The sequence below is a fragment of the Knoellia locipacati genome (assembly GCF_007992835.1).
Lineage (GTDB): Bacteria > Actinomycetota > Actinomycetes > Actinomycetales > Dermatophilaceae > Knoellia > Knoellia locipacati.
In genome coordinates, this window is record NZ_BKBA01000009.1 from 243,235 (window position 1) to 264,865 (window position 21,631).

19 protein-coding genes are annotated in these 21,631 nt (G+C 70.5%); 10 read left to right on the forward strand and 9 right to left on the reverse strand.

What is annotated here, in order from left to right:
• Positions 1-22 precede the first annotated feature (22 nt).
• Positions 23-730, forward strand: a complete 708-nt coding sequence (locus KLO01_RS12715; protein WP_147065690.1) for an HAD family hydrolase — start codon at positions 23-25, stop codon at positions 728-730.
• On the opposite strand, the gene KLO01_RS12720 is transcribed toward KLO01_RS12715, so the two are convergent.
• Positions 659-1,504: a RecB family exonuclease gene (locus KLO01_RS12720; RefSeq protein ID WP_147065692.1), complete on the reverse strand. Its 846-nt coding sequence runs from the start codon at positions 1,502-1,504 to the stop codon at positions 659-661. The two genes, KLO01_RS12715 and KLO01_RS12720, sit on opposite strands and share 72 nt — an antisense overlap.
• A 129-nt stretch (positions 1,505-1,633) precedes the next feature.
• The gene (locus KLO01_RS12725; protein ID WP_147065694.1) at positions 1,634-2,893 is read right to left on the reverse strand and encodes an MFS transporter; all 1,260 of its coding nucleotides are present in this window, start codon (positions 2,891-2,893) and stop codon (positions 1,634-1,636) included.
• Between the two features lie 152 nt (positions 2,894-3,045).
• Here KLO01_RS12725 and KLO01_RS12730 point away from each other — a divergent pair, with 152 nt between their 5' ends.
• Positions 3,046-3,555, forward strand: coding sequence for a MarR family winged helix-turn-helix transcriptional regulator (locus tag KLO01_RS12730; protein ID WP_147065696.1), 510 nt, complete (start codon positions 3,046-3,048; stop codon positions 3,553-3,555).
• A gap of 72 nt (positions 3,556-3,627) precedes the next feature.
• Here KLO01_RS12730 and metH read toward each other — a convergent pair whose 3' ends face one another.
• Complete coding sequence (gene metH / locus KLO01_RS12735; protein ID WP_425558377.1) at positions 3,628-7,455, reverse strand: methionine synthase; 3,828 nt, start codon at positions 7,453-7,455, stop codon at positions 3,628-3,630.
• 37 nt (positions 7,456-7,492) lie between these two features.
• Between metH and KLO01_RS12740 the strand changes: the two genes are divergently transcribed.
• Genes KLO01_RS12740 through arc form a run of 3 tightly spaced genes read left to right on the forward strand, consistent with a single transcriptional unit; the run spans position 7,493 to position 11,313 of the window.
• Entirely contained in the window at positions 7,493-8,593 is a 1,101-nt protein-coding gene (locus KLO01_RS12740; protein ID WP_186828040.1) for a site-2 protease family protein, read from the forward strand.
• A gap of 11 nt (positions 8,594-8,604) precedes the next feature.
• Positions 8,605-9,615, forward strand: a complete 1,011-nt coding sequence (locus KLO01_RS12745; RefSeq protein WP_147065700.1) for a tRNA (adenine-N1)-methyltransferase — start codon at positions 8,605-8,607, stop codon at positions 9,613-9,615.
• A gap of 33 nt (positions 9,616-9,648) precedes the next feature.
• On the forward strand, positions 9,649-11,313 hold the full coding sequence (gene arc / locus KLO01_RS12750) for a proteasome ATPase (protein WP_147065702.1): 1,665 nt from the start codon (positions 9,649-9,651) through the stop codon (positions 11,311-11,313).
• A gap of 180 nt (positions 11,314-11,493) precedes the next feature.
• On the opposite strand, the gene KLO01_RS12755 is transcribed toward arc, so the two are convergent.
• From KLO01_RS12755 to KLO01_RS12770, 4 genes are all read right to left on the reverse strand, one after another.
• On the reverse strand, positions 11,494-12,561 hold the full coding sequence (locus tag KLO01_RS12755) for a hypothetical protein (protein WP_147065704.1): 1,068 nt from the start codon (positions 12,559-12,561) through the stop codon (positions 11,494-11,496).
• Positions 12,562-12,778: 217 nt separating this feature from the next.
• On the reverse strand, positions 12,779-13,132 hold the full coding sequence (locus KLO01_RS12760; RefSeq protein ID WP_147065707.1) for a DUF3054 domain-containing protein: 354 nt from the start codon (positions 13,130-13,132) through the stop codon (positions 12,779-12,781).
• Positions 13,133-13,136: 4 nt separating this feature from the next.
• Positions 13,137-14,126 carry a ribose-phosphate diphosphokinase gene (locus KLO01_RS12765; protein ID WP_147065709.1) on the reverse strand — a complete coding sequence of 330 codons (990 nt, stop codon included), beginning with the start codon at positions 14,124-14,126 and terminating at the stop codon, positions 13,137-13,139.
• Positions 14,127-14,147: 21 nt separating this feature from the next.
• Complete coding sequence (locus KLO01_RS12770; RefSeq protein WP_147065712.1) at positions 14,148-15,116, reverse strand: alpha/beta hydrolase; 969 nt, start codon at positions 15,114-15,116, stop codon at positions 14,148-14,150.
• A gap of 69 nt (positions 15,117-15,185) precedes the next feature.
• Between KLO01_RS12770 and dop the strand changes: the two genes are divergently transcribed.
• From dop to prcA, 4 genes are read left to right on the forward strand one after another with little or no spacing between them, the layout of a single operon-like run.
• Positions 15,186-16,712, forward strand: coding sequence for a depupylase/deamidase Dop (gene dop, locus KLO01_RS12775; protein ID WP_147065714.1), 1,527 nt, complete (start codon positions 15,186-15,188; stop codon positions 16,710-16,712).
• 53 nt (positions 16,713-16,765) lie between these two features.
• Positions 16,766-16,957 (forward strand): ubiquitin-like protein Pup, encoded by a 192-nt coding sequence (locus tag KLO01_RS12780; protein ID WP_147065716.1) that lies wholly within the window; start codon positions 16,766-16,768, stop codon positions 16,955-16,957.
• Positions 16,954-17,796 carry a proteasome subunit beta gene (gene prcB / locus KLO01_RS12785; RefSeq protein ID WP_147065718.1) on the forward strand — a complete coding sequence of 281 codons (843 nt, stop codon included), beginning with the start codon at positions 16,954-16,956 and terminating at the stop codon, positions 17,794-17,796. The genes KLO01_RS12780 and prcB overlap by 4 nt, the downstream gene beginning before the upstream one ends.
• Positions 17,793-18,602, forward strand: coding sequence for a proteasome subunit alpha (gene prcA, locus KLO01_RS12790; RefSeq protein WP_147065720.1), 810 nt, complete (start codon positions 17,793-17,795; stop codon positions 18,600-18,602). Before prcB ends, prcA begins: the two co-directional genes overlap by 4 nt.
• A 63-nt stretch (positions 18,603-18,665) precedes the next feature.
• Here the strand turns inward: prcA and KLO01_RS12795 are convergent, their stop codons facing one another.
• Positions 18,666-19,373, reverse strand: coding sequence for a dienelactone hydrolase family protein (locus tag KLO01_RS12795; RefSeq protein ID WP_147065722.1), 708 nt, complete (start codon positions 19,371-19,373; stop codon positions 18,666-18,668).
• Between the two features lie 80 nt (positions 19,374-19,453).
• Positions 19,454-20,089, reverse strand: a complete 636-nt coding sequence (locus tag KLO01_RS12800) for a peroxiredoxin (protein WP_147065724.1) — start codon at positions 20,087-20,089, stop codon at positions 19,454-19,456.
• A 147-nt stretch (positions 20,090-20,236) separates the two neighbouring features.
• Here KLO01_RS12800 and pafA point away from each other — a divergent pair, with 147 nt between their 5' ends.
• The gene (gene pafA / locus KLO01_RS12805) at positions 20,237-21,598 is read left to right on the forward strand and encodes a Pup--protein ligase (protein WP_147065726.1); all 1,362 of its coding nucleotides are present in this window, start codon (positions 20,237-20,239) and stop codon (positions 21,596-21,598) included.
• The last annotated feature ends 33 nt before the right edge of the window (positions 21,599-21,631 follow it).

The window sequence follows — 21,631 nt, forward strand, 5'->3', positions numbered from 1 at the left end:
ACCCTATTCGTAGACTTCGCCCATGACGTTGCCTGCCGCAGTTCTCTGGGACATGGACGGGACCCTCGTCGACACCGAGCCCTACTGGATCGCTGCCGAGCACGGCATCGTCGAGGAGCACGGCGGCGTCTGGTCCGACGAGTACGCCCACCAGCTCGTCGGCAACGACCTCATGGTCAGCGCCCGCTTCATCAGGGACAACTCGCCGATCACGTGGGAGCCCGAGCGGATCATCGAGGAGCTCCTCGTGCGGGTCACCGCCCAGGTGCGCGAGCACGTCCCGTGGCGTCCGGGGGCGCGTGAGCTGCTCGCCGCGCTCCAGGAGGCAGGGGTGCCCAACGCCCTCGTGACGATGTCGTGGCGCTCGCTGGCGACCGCCGTCGTCGAGGCGCTGCCCGAGGGCACGTTCGCGGCGCTCGTCACCGGTGACGAGGTCGAGCACGGCAAGCCGCACCCGGAGCCCTACCACGCAGCGGCGCGGATGCTCGGCGTCGACGCCCTCGACTGCATCGCCATCGAGGACTCGCCGACCGGGGTGCGCTCCGCCGTGGCGGCGGGTGTCCCCACCATCGCGGTGCCGCACGTCGTGCCGGTGCCGCTCATGCGAGGGGCCGTCCAGCTGCCGAGCCTGCGCGGGCTCACGCCCGAGGACCTCGTCTCAGTCGTCGCCGATGAGCGCCTCGCCCGTGACGCGCGGGTCGAGGACGAGCCGTCCGGCGTCGGCGGGTAGCGGCGGGGGAGTGCCGCCCCACTCGGGGCAGAGCTCCTTGAAGTCGCACCAGTCGCACAGCCGCGACGTGCGCGGGCGCCAGTCGCCGGTCTCGCTGGCCCGCACGATCGCCTGCCAGACGGCCTTGACGTTGCGCTCGAGCCCGAGCAAGTCGTGCTCGTCGGGCTCGTAGCGGACGATCTCGCCGTTGCCGAGGTAGACGAGCTGGAGCTGGCGGGGGATCTCACCGCGCTGGCGCCACAGGACCAGGGCGTAGAACTTCATCTGGAACAGCGCCTTGCCCTCGAACGCCTCGCGCGGCGACCGGCCGGTCTTGTAGTCGACGACCCGCATGGCGCCGTCGGGGGCGATGTCGAGCCGGTCGACGTAGCCGCGCAGGGTGAGTCCGTCGACCTCGGTCTCGACGTAGAGCTCGCGCTCGGCGGGCTCGAGCCACTGCGGGTTCTCGAGGGTGAACCAGCGCTCGACGAGCGCACCGGCGGCCTTGAACCAGCCGTCCTCGTCGAGGCTCTCGTCGTCCTCGATCATCGTCGCGAGCTCGGGGCGCTCCTCGACGAGGCTGGCCCAGCGCGGCTCGAGCAGGGCGAGGGCCGCCTCGGGGGTGCGCTCGGCAGCGGGCAGCTCGAAGAGGTGCTCGAGGACCTCGTGCACGAGGGTGCCGCGGGCAGCAGCCGGCGACGGCGGGCCGTCGAGCTTGTCGATCGTCCGGAACCTGAAGAGCAGCGGGCACTGCTTGAAGTCCGCTGCGCGGCTCGGGGACAGTGCGGGGACCATGGACGACACCGTATGCCGTCGCTCCGACACCGCGAGCCACCTCACCTCCCCGACGCGCAGCGTCCGCAACCCTGGTCGAGAAGGTGACCACGGTTGCGGACGCAGGCGCAGGTATGCCGTTGCGTCGCCTCAGGCGGCCAGGACCGCCTCGTCCGTGCCGGACCTCGCACCCGAGGTGGGCTGACCCTCACCCGAGCGCATGGCCCCGCGCAGGCGCCACGCGGCGTACACGGCGATGAGGCTGATCGCGAGGTGCAGGCCGAGGAAGCCGTTCGCGAAGCCGGCACCGAGCAGGGCTCCGGCCACGAGCGGACCCAAGGCCGAGAAGGTCGTCTGCAGGGCACCGAAGATGCCGAGCGTCTGGCCGACCATGCCGGCGGGGGCCAGCGACGCGGTGAGCGGGTTGAGGACGGGGCTGTACATCGTCTCGCCGACCGCGAAGATCCCGAACGTCGTGACGAACATCGCCGAGGCCACCCCGGGGGCGAACTGGGCCGACGACAGGACGAGCCACGACAGGACCCAGATCGCACCCACGGCCATGAGCAGCGTGGGGGCGCTGCGGTGGGCGGTGAGCCGCACGACGATGACCTGGAGGGCGACGATGACGATCGCGTTGACGGCGGCAGCGGTGCCGATGGCCGCGGTGTCGATGTCGAGGACGGTGAGGCCGTAGGCCGGCAGGCCCGACTCGAACTGCGCGTAGAAGCCCAGGGCGAGGGTCACCGTGACGACCGCCGTCCAGCGCAGCGCGGGGTTGGCGAAGATGAGCCGCAGCGACTCGCGCGGGCTCTTGGGAGCGGACACCTCGGTGACGATGTCGCTGCCCGGGTGGACGCCGGCGCCGCGACCGGCCAGCCCGATGACGAGCGAGGAGATCGCGAACCCTGCGGCGGCGGTGAGGAACCCGACGTCGAGGCCCTGCGGGGCGCGCAGGTCCACGAGATGTCCGGCGACGTAGGCGCCCGCCGCCATGCCGAGGGCCTCACCGGTGAACTTGTAGGCGAAGATCCGGCGGCGGTCGGCGCTGTCGACCCAGCGGAGCACGAGGACCTGCTTGGCGGGCACGGCGGCGGTGAGCCCCAGCCCGAAGACGAACATGCCCGCGAGGAAGGCCGCGGGGGAGTCGGCGAAGACGAGGGCGCCGACGCCCAGCGCACCGAGCAGCTGCGACAGCACCGCGACGAGGACCGGGTCGAACCGGTCGCTCAGCCGCCCCGCGACCGGCGCCGCGACGAGCGCACCGATCGAGAACAGCGACGAGGCCGCAGCAGCGGCGAACGCGCCCCACCCGCGGGTGTCGGCGGCATACGCGTACTGGAACGGGAGGACGGCACCCCATCCGAGCATGCCGATGGACGAGGCGAGGACGAGCAACTTGGCGCGCACGGCGAAGCTCCACCTTTCCGGTGAGTGGGAGGAGACAGACCCCGACCGCACCCGACCGGGACCTCAACTTCGGCTTCGATGCCGAATAGTTCGAACCCGAACGTTCGATGTCGAAAGGTTAGCATTCGAAGAACGCATGCGAGAATCGGGTTATGCCCCGACGTCAGAGGACCGCAGCGCAGCAGCACCGTGACGCCGTCGCGGCCTATGTCGCCGCCGGTGGTGAGGAGTCCGTGCAGCGCGTCATCACGGCGCTCTACGGCGTGACCAAGAAGCTCGACCAGTGGTACGCCCGCCAGCTCGCCGACCTCGACCTCACGCAGGGGGAGTGGGCCGTCGTGGCGTCGCTGGCCCGGGCGGGGGAGGCCTGCCAGACCCCGAGCCAGCTCGCCGAGCTCACGAGCGTGGCCCCGTCGTCGATGACGCACCGGCTCGACAAGATGGCCCAGCGCGGGCTCGTCGAGCGCCGGCCGGACGCCGACAACCGCACCCGCACCCTCGTGTCGCTGACGCAGGACGGGTGGGAGCTGTTCAGCCAGTCCATCCGCGAGTCCGACGTCGTCGAGAGCGACGTGCTGCGCGGCCTCGACGCGGGGGAGCGCGACGAGCTCGCCCGCCTCCTCGAAGAGGTCATCGCCGAGCTCGACGACGTCGACCCCTGAGCGGCCCGTATGCCGCCCGCCCCGGTGGGCGCGGGTCCCACGCTCCGCGTGGGCCGGCATACGGGAGCGGTCTCAGTCCTCCGGCTGGTAGCCCAGGTTCGGCCCGAGCCAGCGCTCGGCCTCGGCGAGGGTCCAGCCCTTGCGCGCGGCGTAGTCCTCGACCTGGTCGCGACCGAGCCGGCCCACGACGAAGTACTGGCTCTGCGGGTGCCCGAAGTACCACCCGCTCACCGACGCCCCGGGGAGCATCGCCATCGACTCGGTGAGCTCCATCCCCACCCGCTCCTGGGCGCCGAGGAGCGCGAAGAGCGTCTCCTTCTCGGTGTGGTCGGGGCAGGCGGGGTAGCCGGGGGCGGGCCGGATGCCGGTGTACTTCTCGTCGATGAGGTCCTCGTTGCTCAGCTGCTCGGCGGCGGCGTGACCCCAGAGCTCGCGCCGGACCCGCTCGTGCATCCGCTCGGCGAACGCCTCGGCGAGCCGGTCGGCCAGCGCCTCGACCATGATCGCGCTGTAGTCGTCGAGCTCCTCCTTGAAGGCGGCGATGCGCTCGTGCGAGCCGAGACCCGCGGTGACGGCGAAGGCGCCGACGTGGTCGCGGATCCCCGTCTCCTTGGGGGCGACGAAGTCCGACAGGCAGCGGTTGGGCACGCCCTCACGGTGCTGCCCCTGCTGCCGCAGCCCACGGATCGTCGTGAGGACGCTCTCGCGCGACTCCTCGGCGTAGATCTCGATGTCGTCGCCGACGGAGTTGGCCGGGAAGAGGCCGATGACGCCGCTGGCCGTGAGCCAGCGCTCGTCGATGATCCGGTCGAGCATGTCGTTGGCGTCGTCGTGCAGCTTGCGTGCGGCCTCGCCGGTCGCCGGGTTCGAGAGGATGTCGGGGTAGCGCCCCTTCATCTCCCACGCCTGGAAGAACGGCGTCCAGTCGATGTAGCGGCGCAGCTCCTCGATCGGGTAGTCCGAGAACACCCTGGTGAACTGTGCCGCCGCGCGGTGCCAGTGCGAGTCGCTGCGGCCCGACCAGACGTCCTTGCTCTGCTGGGCGAGGAGGTGCGGACGGAACGGCCGGTATGCCGTCCAGTCGATCGGGGTGCGTGCCTCACGGGCCGCCTCGATCGAGACCAGGGGCCGGTCGGTGCCCTTGGCGGCGTGCCGTGCCCGCATCGAGTCGTAGTCGGCCCTCACCGTCTCGAGGAAGGGGTCACGCTGCGTGTCGGAGAGGAGCTGGCTCGCCACCGGCACCGAGCGCGAGGCGTCCTTGACCCAGACGACGGGCCCGCTGTACTGGCCGTCGACCTTGACGGCGGTGTGGGCCCGCGAGGTGGTGGCCCCGCCGATGAGCAGCGGGATCGTGAAGCCCTGCCGCTCCATCTCGCCGGCGACCCGGACCATCTCGTCGAGCGAGGGGGTGATGAGCCCCGAGAGCCCGATGATGTCGGCGCCCTTCTCCCTGGCCGTGTCGAGGATCTTCTGCGCGGGCACCATGACGCCGAGGTCGATGACGTCGTAGTTGTTGCACTGGAGCACGACGCCCACGATGTTCTTGCCGATGTCGTGGACGTCGCCCTTGACGGTGGCCATGACGATGAGGCCCTTGCTCGACTGCGTGGTGACGCCGGAGCGCTCCTTCTCGGCCTCGATGTAGGGGATGAGGTGCGCGACGGCCTTCTTCATGACGCGGGCCGACTTCACGACCTGCGGGAGGAACATCTTGCCGGCGCCGAAGAGGTCGCCGACGACGTTCATGCCGTCCATGAGCGGGCCCTCGATGACCTCGATGGGCTTGCCGCCGGCCGCCTCGATCTCCTTGCGCAGCTCCTCGGTGTCGTCGACGACGTCGTCGTCGATGCCCTTGACGAGGGAGTGGGTGATCCGCTCGCGGACGGGCAGCGCGCGCCACTCCGACAGTGCCGCCTCGGGGACGGCGTCGCCGGCGTTGTTGAAGCGGTCGGCGATCTCGAGCAGGCGTTCGGTCGAGTCCGGGCGTCGGTTGAGGACGACGTCCTCGATCCGCTCGCGCAGCTCGGGGTCGACCTCGTCGAGCACGACGAGGGCGCCGGCGTTGACGATGCCCATGTCCATGCCCGCGGCGATGGCGTGGAAGAGGAAGACGGCGTGGATCGCCTCGCGCACGGGGTTGTTGCCCCGGAACGAGAACGACACGTTGGACACACCACCGGAGACGAGGGCACCGGGCAGGTTCTGCTTGATCCACCGGGTCGCCTCGATGAAGTCGGTCCCGTATGCCGCGTGCTCCTCGATGCCCGTGGCCACCGCAAAGATGTTGGGGTCGAAGATGATGTCGTGCGGGTCCATGCCGACCTCCTGCGTGAGCAGGTCGTAGGCGCGCTGGCAGATCGTCTTGCGGCGCTCGAGCGAGTCGGCCTGGCCCTCCTCGTCGAAGGCCATGACGACGACGGCGGCGCCGTACTTGCGGCAGAGTCGCGCCTGCTCGAGGAAGGGCTCGACGCCCTCCTTCATCGAGATCGAGTTGACGATGGCCTTGCCCTGCGAGCACTTGAGGCCGGTCTCGATGACCTCCCACTTGCTCGAGTCGATCATGAGCGGCACGCGACAGATGTCCGGCTCGCTCGCGACGAGCTTGACGAAGCGGTCCATCGCGGCGACGCCGTCGATCATCCCCTCGTCCATGTTGATGTCGATCACCTGGGCGCCGGCCTCGACCTGCTGGCGGGCCACTGACAGCGCCGTCGGGTAGTCCTCCTCCTTGATGAGGCGGCGGAACCGGGCCGAGCCGGTGATGTTGGTGCGCTCGCCGACGTTGACGAAGAGCGAGTCGTCGTCCACGGTGAGCGGCTCGAGCCCGCTGAGCCGCAGGGCGCCGGGGACCTCGGCCCGGACGCGGGGCGTGCCCTGGGCGGCGGCGGCAGCGATCGCGCCGATGTGCTCGGGGGTGGTGCCGCAGCATCCGCCGAGGATGTTGACGAGCCCGCTGGAGGCGAACTCGCCGACGACCGACGCCATCTGGTCGGGGGTCTCGTCGTACTCACCGAAGGCGTTGGGCAGCCCGGCGTTCGGGTAGGCCGACACGAAGCAGTCGGCGATCCGGGAGAGCTCGGCGATGTAGGGACGCAGCTCGTCGGCGCCGAGGGCGCAGTTGAGCCCGACGACGAGGGGGCGGGCGTGCCGCACCGAGTTCCAGAACGCCTCGGTGACCTGGCCCGAGAGGGTCCGGCCGGAGGCGTCGGTGATCGTCCCGGAGATGAGGACGGGCCACCGGCGGCCGAGCTCGTCGAAGAGCGTCTCGATCGCGAAGATCGCGGCCTTGGCGTTGAGGGTGTCGAAGATCGTCTCGACGAGGAGGGCGTCGGCGCCGCCGTCGACGAGCCCTCTCGCCTGCTCGAGGTAGGCCTCGACGAGGGCGTCGAACGAGATGTTTCGGGCTCCCGGGTCGTTGACGTCGGGGGAGATCGACGCGGTCCGCGTGGTCGGCCCGAGCGCGCCCATGACCCAGCGCCCGCGGCCGGTCTCCTCGGAGACGGTGTCGCAGGCCCGCCGGGCCAGACGGGCGGCCTCGCGGTTCATCTCGTAGGCGAGGTCGGCCATGTCGTAGTCGGCCAGCGAGATCCGCTGGGCGTTGAACGTGTTGGTCTCGACGAGGTCGGCGCCGGCCCTCAGGTAGGCCAGGTGGATGTTCTCGATGATCTCGGGGTTGGTCAGGCTGAGGAGGTCGTTGTTGCCGCGCAGGTCGCTCGGCCAGTCGGCGAACCGCTCGCCCCGGTAGTCCTCCTCGGAGAGCCCCTCGCGCTGGATCATCGTGCCCATCGCGCCGTCGAGGACCATGACCCGCTGGGACAGCGCAGCGGTGAGATCGGCCGTCGCGTCGGGGCGGTGGTCGATCTCGGTGTCGGACGGGGTCGTCGCGGTGGAGGTTCTCACCCGGTCGAGTATGCCGCCGCCTTGTATGGTCGCGGCCATGACCGCACCGATTGAGACGGGTTCGAAGGGACTCGTCATCGCTCGGGTGGGTGGTGTGCCGGTCCAGATCGGGCCCAGCTGGCTGCTCCTGGCGGCTTTCATCACCTTCATCGTGGGCTCCGGGTCACCCGAGCTCGGGGCCCTCGCCTACGTCGTGGGCGTGGCGTATGCCGTCTCGCTCCTTGTGTCCGTGCTCGTCCACGAGGGCGCCCACGCGGCGACCGCCCACGCCGCTGGGCTCCCGGTCCACCGGGTCGTGGCGGACCTCTGGGGTGGGCACACGGCATACGACCCCCGTCTGTCGACCCCCGGGAAGGCCGCGCTCATCGCGGTCGTCGGCCCGCTCGCCAACCTCGCGCTCGGGGCCGTGGCGTGGGTGGCGTCGCTCGCCGTGACCGGCGACGTGACCGGCCGGGTGCTCTACGGGGTCGCGTTCGTCAACGTCCTGCTCGCGGTCTTCAACCTGCTGCCGGGCCTGCCGCTCGACGGTGGTCAGCTCGTGGATGCGCTGGTGTGGCGGCTCACGGGTCGCCGCGAGAAGGGCCTCATCGCCGCGGGGTGGACGGGCCGCCTCGTCACCGTCGGGGTGATCCTCTGGTTCGTCGTCCGTCCGCTGTTGGCCGGCAACGAGCCCTCGCTCACGTCCATCGTGTGGATGGGTCTCATCTCGGTCTTCATGTGGCAGGGCGCCACGGCCGCTATCCGCACCGGTCAGGCGCGCGAGATGCTCGGCCGCGGGACCGTCGCCCAGGTCGTCCAGCCGGTGCCCGTGCTGCGCCCGCACGACGTCCTCGAGGCGGCAGCGGCCACCGGCGGCTGCGCCGTCGTCGTCGACCCCACCGGCCGACCGGCCGCGCTGTCCCTGCCCGAGGACGCGGCGGGTGTGCCACGGGAGCGCTGGTCGAGCACACCGGTGTCCGCCGTCGCGCGGGTCCAGCCCGAGCCCTGGGTCGCCGAGACGCGACGGGGCGACGACCTCACGGCGGTCGTCACCGCCATCCAGGAGACGCAGAGCTCGGTGGTCGTCGCCGTCGAGGACGGACGCGTCCTGGGGCTCGTCACCGTGGAGGCGGTCAACCGGGCCATCGGCGCCAACTAGACTTCCGCCTCATGAGTGCGACCGGTGCCGACCTTCGACGTGGACCCTTTGCCGAGGGTGAGCGCGTGCAGCTCACCGACTCCAAGGGGCGGCTCCACACCATCACCCTCGCACCGGGCAAGCAGTTCCACACCCACCGCGGCTACCTCCAGCACGACGACCTCATCGGGGCGCCGGACGGCTCGACGGTGACCAACACCGCGGGGTTCGAGTACCTCGCCCTGCGGCCGCTGCTCTCGGACTACGTCATGTCGATGCCGCGCGGTGCGGCCGTCGTCTATCCCAAGGACGCCGGCCAGATCGTCACCATGGCCGACATCTTCCCCGGCGCGGTCGTCGTCGAGGCGGGCGTGGGGTCCGGCGCGCTCTCGATGTCGCTGCTGCGGGCGGTCGGTGACACGGGCCACGTGCACTCGTTCGAGCGGCGCGAGGACTTCGCCGACATCGCGATGGCCAACGCCCGGGCGTACTTCGGTGGGGACCACCCCGCGTGGACCGTCACCGTCGGTGACCTCGTCGAGGCGTTGCCCGAGCACGTCGAGCCGGGCACGGTTGACCGCGTCGTCCTCGACATGCTCGCCCCCTGGGACTGCCTCGACGTCGTCGGCCAAGCGCTCGCGCCCGGCGGCGTCCTCATCTGCTACGTCGCCACGGCGACCCAGCTGTCCAAGGTCGCCGAGGCCATGCGCGACGCGGGGGAGTGGACCGAGCCGTCCGCCTGGGAGTCGCTCGTGCGCGGGTGGCACCTCGAGGGACTCGCCGTGCGGCCCCAGCACCGCATGCACGGCCACACGGGCTTCCTCATCACCACCCGTCGCCTCGCACCCGGGGTGACGCCGCCGTTGCGCAAGCGCCGCCCGGGCAAGGGCTACGACAGTGCCGACGCTGCGGGTGAGGGCGACGGCGCGCCGGTCGAGGCCCTGCCCGGTGCCACGGCCGAGGAGTGGACGCCCGAGGCCATCGGCGAACGCATTCCGTCCGACAAGCGAGTCAGGAAGGTTCGGCGCAGCGTCACGGGTTAGCGTGGAGGTGCACGTCACGCCGAGGAGGCCACGATGACCGAGTTCACCCCTCCGTCCGACCGCGAAGCCACGCGTCGCCTCGAGGGCCAAGTCTCCGACCTGCGCTCCCAGGTCAACACCGTCTCCGCGCAGAACGAGCGCCTCGTGCGCACCCTGCGCGACGCGCGTGAGCAGATCGTCACGCTCAAGTCCGAGGTCGACCGGCTCGGCCAGCCGCCCTCGGGCTACGGCGTCGTCGTCGAGACCTTCGACGACAAGACCGTCGACGTGCTCACCGGTGGCCGCAAGATGCACGTCGCGGTGAGCCCGACGATCGAGCTCGGCGAGATCGAGGTCGGGCGCGAGGTCATGCTCAACGAGGCCATGAACGTCGTCGCCGTCCACGGCTTCGAGCGCGCCGGCGAGGTCGTCCTCCTCAAGGAGATCCTCGACGACGAGCGCGTCCTCGTCCTGTCGCGCGCCGACGAGGAGCGCGTGTGCCGGGTGGCCGCCTCCCTGTCGGACAAGAAGCTCCGCGTCGGTGACGCTCTGCTCCTCGAGCCCCGCAGCGCCTTCGTCTACGAGCAGATCCCCAAGGCCGAGGTCGCCGACCTCGTCCTCGAGGAGGTGCCCGACATCGCCTACGACGACATCGGCGGCCTGGGCAGCCAGATCGAGCTCATCCGCGACGCCGTCGAGCTGCCCTACCTCCACCCCGACCTCTTCACCGAGCACCACCTCAAGGCACCCAAGGGCGTCCTGCTCTACGGCCCTCCCGGCTGCGGCAAGACGATGATCGCCAAGGCCGTCGCGGCCTCGCTGTCGCGCAAGATCGCCGAGAAGGAGGGGCGCGAGCCGGGGGCGAGCTACTTCCTCAACATCAAGGGCCCCGAGCTGCTCAACAAGTACGTCGGCGAGACCGAGCGCCACATCCGGGTCATCTTCCAGCGGGCGCGCGAGAAGTCCTCCGAGGGCTTCCCGGTCGTCGTGTTCTTCGACGAGATGGACAGCCTGTTCCGCACCCGCGGGTCCGGTGTCTCCAGCGACGTCGAGACGACGATCGTGCCCCAGCTGCTCAGCGAGATCGACGGCGTCGAGGGCCTCGAGAACGTCATCGTCATCGGTGCCAGCAACCGCGAGGACATGATCGACCCGGCCATCCTGCGCCCGGGACGGCTCGACGTGAAGATCAAGATCGAGCGCCCCGACGCCCAGAGCGCCAGCGAGATCTTCAGCAAGTACCTCACCGCCGACCTGCCGCTTCACGCCGACGACCTCGCCGAGAACGGCGGCAACCCGCAGGCGACCGTCGACGCCATGACCCAGGCGGTCGTCACCCGGATGTACTCCGAGGACGACGAGAACGAGTTCCTCGAGGTCACCTACGCCGGCGGTGACAAAGAGGTTCTCTACTTCAAGGACTTCAACAGCGGGGCCATGATCCAGAACATCGTCGACCGTGCCAAGAAGATGGCGATCAAGGATCTCCTCGACACCGGCCAGCGGGGCCTGCGGGTCGGACACCTCCTCCAGAGCGTCGTCGACGAGTTCAAGGAGAACGAGGACCTGCCCAACACGACCAACCCCGACGACTGGGCGCGGATCTCGGGCAAGAAGGGGGAGCGGATCGTCTACATCCGCACCCTCATCAAGACCAAGGAGGGCAACGAGCCCGGCCGATCGATCTCCACGATCGCCAACACCGGCCAGTACCTCTAGACGTCCCGCAACTGATTGCCCCACCGCGAGGTTTCAGCCGCAACTGATTGCCCCACCAAGAGGTTTCGACCTCGCGGTGGGGCAATCAGTTGAAGGGCGCGGTGGCTGACGGCCCGGCCACCGATCACCGCCGGCGCAGTGTTGCGATGTCAGATCCTTGGGGCCGTCCAGCGCCTCGGATCACCAGACCCGACGCTCGAGAAGTCGCACCACCCTGCGACGCCACACGAGGAGCTCAGCCTCGACCACGCACTCCTCGAGCGGGTGGTTGCAGCACGTGCACCGGAAGACGGCGCGCACCCTGGAACCTCGAGAGGCGTCGGCGGACTGGGTGAACCTGGTGTGGATGGCGTCACCGAGGATCGACTCGCTCGGTGTCCACCGAATGACCTCCAGGCCCAGCTCGGCCATCCCTGCCTCGCGCACCGTCTCGCGGCCGAGCAGGGCACGGACTGCGTCGTCCGTGGCACCGTCCACGAGGTACTTGCCGACCCCGTCCGCCTCGCCCACCAGACCGTGGTCGGGCCAGAGGACGTCGGGCCGTCCCACGAACTCGCCGTCCGGCGTGAACACGTTGACCTGTGGAATGCCCATTGGAAGGTCCCACCGCGACATCGACCATGCCGAGGCCGACTCCAACCAGTTCTCACGACGGCCGTCCACCAACAGCAGGATCTGGTTCGTCGCCGCGATGCCGGGCCAGTGTCGTTGGTGGCAACGCATGTCGAGCAGCTCGTCGAAGTCCACCAGCCCAGTACGGACAGCACCATCGGCGATGGCGAGCGCATCTCGGCCGTGCACTTCACGGCCGCTGTCGATGACCACCCGCGCAGCCACGAGCCCGGGGACGCCGTGCCGGATGAGGACGTGGTCGGGCGGCGTTCGCCCGCGATGAAACCGGCGCCAGGAGTCCCGACGGCTCGTGCGCACGTCGTCGAGCAACGTCATGGCGACCTTGTCGGGCGCGTATGCCGGGTGCGGCAGCCCCAGAAGCGCCGCCCCGCTCGCGTGGCTCACGATGGCGTCCGGTGTGAGCCGGGCAGCCGCCACGGCCATCTGGCGATGGCGCGCCCACTGGCTCTCGGCAAGCCAAGGCTCGCGGACGGCATACAGGCCCTTGCCGAGAGTGATCAGGGACCGCGAGGTGAGGCAGGCGCGAACGCTCCACTCCGTGACGCCGGCGGCCAGAGCCTCGGTTCGGCTGAACGGCTGGGGGAGGGACGCGAGGGCCCGGGCGGAGTGGTCCATCACTCGAGCCGACCAGAGAGGTCGCCCACGCCGACAGCCCTCGGCCCGGGGTCTGTGGACGGCGCATCCCGCACTCAGGGCCCTGTGGACAAGCGACAAGACCGCACCGTGGGGCAATCAGTCGCACTCCCAGCGCAACTGATTGCCCCAGTCCGAGCCGAGAACCCCTCGCGGTGGGGCAATCAGTTGCGGGGGGACGTGCCTCGCGGTGGGGCAATCAGTCGGAGGAGAGGAGGCGGGCGATGAGGCGCCAGCCGAGCATCGTCGCGGCCACGAACACCGTGGCGACGACGACGAACGACGGCGCCGTCCCGGCTGCGGCGAGCTTGCGGAGCAGCATCCCGACGACGACGGTGGCGACGACGACGATGGTGCCGAACTGCCAGGTCCTGGGAGAGGCGTCGAGCGTGAGCGAGGCGAGGAGGTAGCCGGCGGCGGTCCCGCAGAGGAACGGCGCCGCGGTCTCGAGGACCCCACCGAGGGTGATGCCGTGTGCGTGCGAGCGGCGGCCGACGGTCGCGAACACGACGACGGCGATCAGGTCGAGCAGGGGTGCGAGCAGACGCGACACGCCCTCAGCTCCCGACCTTGTCGAAGAGCGAGCCCTGGGGCGGCGCGTGCGTCGGGTCGACGCCGTCGAAGAGGATGCTCACCGACTCACCACCGTGGATGCGGGTGATCGCCTCGGCGAAGAGCCCGGACACCGTGCGCACCTGCAGCTCCGGCCACCCCGAGGGCGCCGGCACCGTGTCGGTCGTGACGACCTGGCTCACCATCGGGTGGTTGCGCAGCCGCTCGACGGCGCGGCCGGCGAACAGACCGTGGGTGCACGCCACGGCGGCCTCGGTGACCCCGAAGTCGGCGAGCCGGTCCAGCAGCTCGATGATCGAGCCGCCGGTGGCGATCTCGTCGTCGAGGACGATGGCCCGCTTGCCACGGACGTCACCGACGATCGAGTCGATGACGACCTTGTCGTCGCTCTCGCGCTTCTTGCTGCCGGCCGCGACCGGCAGCCCGAGCAGGCGGGAGAACTGCGTGGCCTCCTTGGCGTTGCCGAGGTCGGGGGAGACGACGACGGAGTCGCTGAGGTCGGTGCCGCGGAAGTGGTCGGCGAGCACGCCCAGCGCGGTGAGGTGGTCGACCGGGACGGAGAAGAAGCCGTGGACCTGGGGCGCGTGCAGGTTCATCGTGAGCACGCGGTGGGCGCCGGCCGTCGAGATGAGGTCGGCGACGAGCCGGCCACCGAGCGAGATGCGCGACGCGTCCTTCTTGTCCGAGCGTGCGTAGGCGTAGTGCGGGATGACCGCGGTGATCTGGGCCGCAGAGGCGCCGCGCGCCGCGTCGATCATGAGGAGGAGCTCCATGAGGTGCTCCTGCGTCGGCGGGACGAGCGGCTGGACGATGTAGACGTCGCGCTGGCGGCAGTTCGCGAGGAGCTGGGCCTGGAGGCAGTCGTTGCTGAAGCGCTTGATCTCGCTGCGCGAGAGGGGGACCCCGAGCCGGTCGCAGATCTGGGAGGCGAGGCCCTGGTGGGCGCTGCCGGAGAAGACGACGATCTCTCGCATGGTCGAACCCTAGGCCAGAGGTCAGGTCAGGTGCCGACGCAGTTCACTCACGAGCTCCCAGCGGTGCTGAGAACCCGCCGCAGAGGCGCGAGGGAAGCTCGCGAAACCGTGCGGCACCCGCAGGTAGTTCGTGTGCCGCACCTCGACACCCGCCTCGCGCAGCGCCACGGCATACCGGCTTCCGTCGTCCCGGATCGGGTCGAGGTCCGCGGTCTGGATCAGCGCGGGCGCGAGACCGGTGAGGTCGCCGAAGAGCGGTGACAGCAGCGGGTTCTCGTAGTCCTGCTCCGGGACGTAGTGGTCACGGAAGGCGAGGATCGAGTCGCGGGTGAGGATCGGCGCGTGCGCGTGCTCCTCGATCGACGGCGACGACATCGTGAGGTCGGTCGCGGGATAGAGCAGCGCCTGGTGCCGGATCCAGTCGGCTCCCGACGACGCCACGACCTGCGCCACGACCGCGGCGAGGTTGCCACCGGCCGAGTCGCCGGCCACCGCCATCCGGTGCGCGTCGGCGCGCAGGACGTCGGACTGGGCCGCGACCCAGGTCGTCGCGTCGACCGCGTCGTGGGCGGCCGTCGGCGCGGGGTGCTCCGGGGCGAGCCGGTAGTCGACGCTCACGACGACGGCACCGACCTCGGCGGCGAGGTGGGTGCAGAGCGGGTCGTAGTTGACGACGTTGCCGAGCACCCAGCCGCCACCGTGGAACCAGACGATGACCGGCACGTCGTCCTGGACGTCGCGGATGGCGCGGGGGCGGTAGATGCGCAGCGGGATCTCGTAGCCGTCCCGCGCCGGCGCCGTCCCGAACGTGATGCCCACGGCAGGGTCCGCGACGCCGGTGACCCACGAGTGCGGCGGCCTCGCCGGGTAGGTCGAACCGCGGGCCTCGTGGCGCTGCTGCTCGTCCATCTCCTCGACCGGGACCCGCAGGCGGTCGATGACCGCCACGGTCGCCGTGGTGAGGGGTGACATTCCGCGGTACGAGCGCATGCCGGGAGTATGCCGTGGTCGTGGTTGGCTTGCACCCATGTCCCCGACCGGTGCCGCAGAGGTGGTGTCATGACCGTCCGCCGGGTCATGGGCATCGAGACCGAGTACGGCATCTCCGTGCCGGGTGCCCCGGGTGCGAATCCGATGGTGCTCTCCGGTGACGTCGTGACGACGTATGCCGCGAGCCGGGGGATCCGTCCCGCGCAGGCCTCGTGGGACTACGCCGACGAGGCGCCGCTGCGCGACGCGCGAGGGTTCGACATGGGACGTGGCGCGGCCCACCCGAGCCAGCTCACGGACATCGAGGACCCCACGATGGCCAACGTCGTCCTCACCAACGGCGCGCGCCTCTACGTCGACCACGCCCACCCCGAGTACTCCTCGCCCGAGGTGACGACGCCGCGCGACGCGGTCGTCTGGGACAAGGCCGGCGAGCTCGTCATGCGCGAGGCGGTGCACCGGCTCGCGACCGTCCCGCCGGGCGTCAACCTCTACAAGAACAACACCGACGGCAAGGGCGCCTCCTACGGCACCCACGAGAACTACCTCATGTCGCGCCGCACGCCGTTCTCGCGGATCATCTCGCAGCTCACGCCGTTCTTCGTCGTGCGCCAGGTGATGTGCGGCTCCGGCCGGGTGGGCATCGGCGTCGACTCCCGCACGCCGGGCTACCAGCTGGCCCAGCGCAGCGACTTCTTCGAGACCGAGGTCGGCCTCGAGACGACCCTCAAGCGGCCGATCATCAACACCCGCGACGAGCCCCACGCCGTCGCGGACCTCTACCGGCGGCTCCACGTCATCCTCGGCGACGCCAACCACTGCGACGTCGCCAACCTGCTCAAGATGGGCACGACCTCGCTCGTCCTCGCGATGATCGAGGACGACGCCTTCACGACCGACCTCTCGGTCGCCGCACCGGTGCGCACGCTCCAGGCCGTGAGCCACGACCCGTCGCTGCAGTCGACGATCGAGCTCGTGGACGGACGCTCGATCCGCCCGGTGGAGCTGCTCCGCACCTACTTCGAGCTCGCCACCGACTACGTCGACACCACGTGGGGGAGCGACGTCGACGCCGAGACGACCGAGGTGCTCCACTGGTGGGACACGGTCCTCACGGCCCTCGAGGGCGACCCGATGGACGCCCGTCGCTGGGTCGACTGGGTGGCCAAGCTCTCGGTCCTCGAGGGCTACCGCGAGCGCGACTCCCTCGGCTGGGGCGACCCTCGCCTGCGGGCCGTCGACATCCAGTGGTCCGACGTGCGCGCCGAGCGCGGTCTGGCCCACCGCCTCGCCGCCACCGGACGGGTGGAGGTGCTCGTCACGGACGAGGAGGCCACCCGGGCGATGGACGCCGCCCCCGAGGACACCCGGGCCTGGTTCCGGGGCGCGTGCCTGCGCAAGTTCCCCGAGTCCGTCGTCGCCGCGTCGTGGGACTCGGTGGTCGTCGAGGTGCCGGGGGAGCGCACGCTGCAGCGCATCCCGATCCTCGAGCCACTGCGTGGTACGAAGGCGGCCGTCGGCGAGCTCGTCGAGGGGGCGCCCGACATCCGGTCGCTCCTCGCGTCGCTCGCCGTCGCCGACCGACCCTCCGACTAGGCTCGACCAGAGAGGCGCCCTGCGGGGTGCGCGGCGACACCAGGAGGACTCCCATGGCCGGCCAGGAACAGATCAAGCCCACGCGACGCGACGACGGCCCTGACGACACCCCCGAGCCCGCAGCCGCCCCGGCGGCGCAGGTCGCCGACACCGACATCGACGACATCCTCGACGAGATCGACGGGGTCCTCGAGACCAACGCCGAGGAGTTCGTGCGCGGCTTCGTCCAGAAGGGCGGCGAGTGAGCCCGGTGCCCGACGGCGGCCGTCTCCCCGCGGCATACCTGCGCACCGGTTCGTCGTCGTTCACGGACTTCGTCGCCGAGCACGAGCCGACGCTCATCCCATCGCGTCGCGGCCTGCCGCCTGGTGCCACGATCGACGCGCCGCACGGCACGACCATCGTCACGCTGACGTTCGAGGGCGGCGTCCTCATGGCCGGTGACCGCCGGGCCACGATGGGCAACATCATCGCCAACCGGGACATGGAGAAGGTCTTCGCGACCGACGAGTTCTCCGTGGTCGGCATTGCCGGGACGGCCGGGCTCGCGATCGAGCTCGTCCGGCTGTTCCAGGTCGAGCTCGAGCACTACGAGAAGATCGAGGGCACGCTCATGTCCCTCGAGGGCAAGGCCAACCGCCTCGCCTCGATGATCCGCGGCAACCTCGGCATGGCCATGCAGGGCCTGAGCGTCGTGCCCGTGTTCGCGGGCTACGACCACCACGAGGCGCTCGGCCGGATCTTCTCCTACGACGTCACCGGCGGCTGCTACGAGGAGCACGACCACCACAGCATCGGGTCGGGCTCGCTCTTCGCCCGCGGCGCGATGAAGAAGCTCTACCGTCCCGGCATGACCGCCGACGAGGCGGTGCGCGTGGCCGTCGAGGCCCTGTGGGACGCTGCCGACGACGACTCGGCGACGGGTGGCCCTGACGTCGGGCGCCGGATCTGGCCCACCGTGGCTCTCGTCACTGCCGACGGCGCCCGGTTCGTCGCCGACGACGCGGTCGCGCCGGTCGTCGACGCGATCATCGCCCACCGCCACGGCAACGCCGGTGGCCGTCGCGACGGGAGTGCCTCATGACCGCCGGTATGCCGTTCTACGTCTCGCCCGAGCAGCTCATGAAGGACCGGGCGGACTTCGCCCGCAAGGGCATCGCCCGCGGCCGGTCGGTCGTCGTCCTCGGCTACGACCACGGCATCGCCTTCGTCGCCGAGAACCAGTCGCGCAGCCTGCACAAGATCGGTGAGATCTACGACCGGATCGCGTTCGCCGCGGTCGGCAAGTACAACGAGTTCGAGAACCTCCGCGTCGCCGGCGTGCGCTACGCCGACCTGCGGGGCTACTCCTACGACCGCAGTGACGTCACCGCTCGCGGGCTGGCCAACGCCTACGCTCAGACGCTCGGCACGGTCTTCACCCAGGAGTCCAAGCCCTATGAGGTCGAGATCGTCGTGGCCGAGGTCGGCCGCGACGCCGAGAGCGACCAGATCTACCGGCTCACCTACGACGGGTCCGTCGCCGACGAGCGCGGTCTCGTCGCCATGGGCGGCGCGTCCGACCAGATCGAGGAGCGGCTCACCGAGCAGTGGCAGCCGGGCCTCACCCTGGCCCAGGCGCTCCAGCTCGCCGTCGCCGGACTGGCCCACGACCCCGCCGGCGGCCCCGACCGCGAGCTCGGTCCGGCCCATCTCGAGGTCGCGGTGCTCGACCGCACCCGGTCGCGGCGCATGTTCAGCCGGATCAACGGCGACCTGCTCGGGCACCTGCTGTCCGTGGACGACCCGACCGACGACGTCCCGCCCGAGGGCCACGACACGCCGAGGCAGGCCGCGAGCAACCCGCAGACCCAGCGGCACGGCGACGAGCCGACGCCCGACTCCGACTAGGACCCCGCCGACACGGGTGATCGCTCGGTGGGGGCGGCGGTCGCCAGCCCGTGGTCGCGGGTGTCAGCCGGCGGTCGCCTGCGCGGTCACCGGGAGGTGCCGGCCGAGCCACTGTGTCGTCTGCTGCCAGGCGGCCGCCGACGCCTGGGCGTGGTGGAACATCGGCGACGGGTTGTCGAAGGCGTGGCCTGCGCCGGGGTGCACCTCGAACGTCACGTCGTCGGAGCCCTCCGTCACCGCTCGCTCGATGTCGCGCACGGTGTCGAGGGGGATGTAGTCGTCACTGTCGCCGAAGTGGTGAAGGCTCGGCGAGGTCACCTCGGGCGCGAGACCGAGCAGGCCCGGCAGCGCGGAGCCGTAGTAGCTCACGAGCGCATCCGGCTTCGGGTCTGCCACCGCGGCGACGTTGAACGCCATGCCGCCACCGAAGCAGAAGCCGAGCACGCCCGCGCCACCCGCGACGGCCGGGTGAGCCCGCAGCGCGGCCACCGCGTCGACACCGTCGGCGACGGCGAGCTGCCAGTCGACCTCCTCGAGCAGGGCCATCGCGCGGGGGAGCCCCTCGCCGCCCTCCTCGACCACCGGGTCGCCGAGGCGTCCGTAGAGGTGGGGGACGAGCACGACGTACCCGAGGTCGGCGAGGTCCTGGGCCCGCGACCGGATGTAGTCGGTCACCCCGAAGATCTCCTGGAACAGGACGATCCCCGGACCGGAGCCCGATGCGGGCAGCAGCAGGTCAGCGGGGATCTCGAGTGCGATGTCGTCGGCCATGAGCACATCTTGCTCGACTTCTTGCCCTGCTGGGACACCTCGCTGGCGCTCACCGTCCCAGCAGGGCAAGAAGTCGAGGGTCAGGCGGTGGGCGCCGCCGCGTAGCGCAGGTAGGGCTTGACCTCCTCGACATCCTTGAACTTCTCCAGGGCGTCCTCGGTGGAGACGGTCGGTGCGACGATGACGCGCTCGCCGCGCTTCCAGTCCGCCGGCGTCGAGAAGGGCCCGGAGTCGTTGACCTGGAGGGCGTCGAGGGCGCGCAGGACCTCGTCGAAGTTGCGCCCGGCGCTCTTGGGGTAGGTCAGCGTGAGGCGGACCTTGCCCTTGGGGTCGATGAGGAAGACCGAGCGCACGCTCGAGGTGTCACCCTCGCCCGGGTGGATCATGTCGTAGAGCTCGGCGACCTTGCGGTCCTTGTCGGCGACGATCGGGTAGGTCACGGCCGAGCCTCCGACCTCCTCGATGTCCTTCTTCCAGGCCTGGTGGTCGTCGATGGCGTCGACCGACACGGCGAGCACCTTGGCGTTGCGGTCGGCCCACTCGTCCTTGAGGGCGGCGACACGACCGAGCTCGGTGGTGCACACCGGCGTGAAGTCGGCCGGGTGGCTGAAGAGGACGGCCCAGCCGTCGCCCTTCCAGTCGCGGAAGCTGATCTCACCCTCGGTGGTCTCAGCGGTGAAGTCAGGGGCGGTGTCGCCGAGACGCAGCGTGGCCATCGGGGAGTCCTCTCATCGGTAACGCGAAGTTGTCGAATCCCCAACATGCCGTTACTGGCCGGATGCTGGAACAACCGTTTCGGATGCTGGACTCCCGGTCCGCGCCACCACCGCCGGCGCGGCGCCCATCGAGACTAGGGTGGCGCCATGGAGCGACGGATCTTCGGGATCGAGAACGAGTACGGCATCACCGCCTCGTCCGAGGGCCAGCGCACCCTCACGCCCGACGAGGTCGCCCGCTACCTCTTCCGCAAGGTCGTCGCCTGGGGCCGGTCGAGCAACGTCTTCCTCGCCAACGGCTCGCGGCTCTACCTCGACGTCGGCAGCCACCCCGAGTACGCCACCGCCGAGTGCGACTCGCTGCGCCAGCTCGTCGCCCACGACCGGGCGGGGGAGCGGGTCGTCGAGGGGCTCGTCGCCGACGCGCAGGCACGGCTGCACGAGGACGGCGTCAACGGCGAGATCTACGTCTTCAAGAACAACACCGACTCGGCCGGCAACTCCTACGGCTGCCACGAGAACTACCTCGTCGGTCGCGGGGGCGACTTCCAGGTGTTCTCGGACACGCTGCTGCCCTTCCTCATCAGCCGCCAGATCATCTGTGGCGCGGGCAAGCTCGTCCGCACCTCCAAGGGCGTCGAGTACGCCGTGAGCCAGCGGGCCGACCACATCTGGGAGGGGGTCTCGTCGGCGACGACCCGCAGCCGTCCCATCATCAACACCCGCGACGAGCCGCACGCCGACGCCGAGCAGTACCGCCGGCTGCACGTCATCGTCGGTGACTCCAACATGAGCGAGACCACGACGATGCTCAAGGTGGGCTCGTGCGACCTCGTCCTGCGGATGATCGAGGACGGCGTCGTCATGCGCGACCTCACCCTCGAGAACCCCATCCGAGCCATCCGTGAGATCAGCCATGACATGACCGGGCGGCGGCTCGTCCGCCTCGCCAACGGCCGTGAGCTGAGCGCCCTCGACCTTCAGCGCGAGTACCTCGCCGCCGCAGCGGCATACGTCGAGCGCGAGGGTGCTCGCGATCCCGACCACAAGACCGTCCTCGACCTCTGGGAGCGCACCCTCGACGCGGTCGAGAGCGGCAACCACGGCGCCGTCGACACCGAGATCGACTGGATCATCAAGCACAAGCTGCTCGACGACTACGCCAGCAGGCACGGGCTCGACCTCGACTCCCCGCGGCTCGCCCAGATCGACCTCGCCTACCACGACATCACGCGGCGCCGGGGGCTGTTCTACCTGCTCCAGGCACGTGGCAGGGCGGCGCGCGCCGTCACCGACCCGGAGATCTTCGAGGCCAAGGTCAGGCCGCCACAGACCACGCGCGCCAAGCTGCGCGGCGACTTCATCCGGGCCGCCCAGGAGCACCGTCGCGACTTCACCGTCGACTGGGTGCACCTCAAGCTCAACGACCAGGCCCAGCGGACCGTGCTGTGCAAGGACCCCTTCCGCAACGAGGACCCGCGGGTGCAGCGGCTCATCTCCGGCATGTGACGCACGAGGTGATCTCAGGGAGCTGACAGGTCC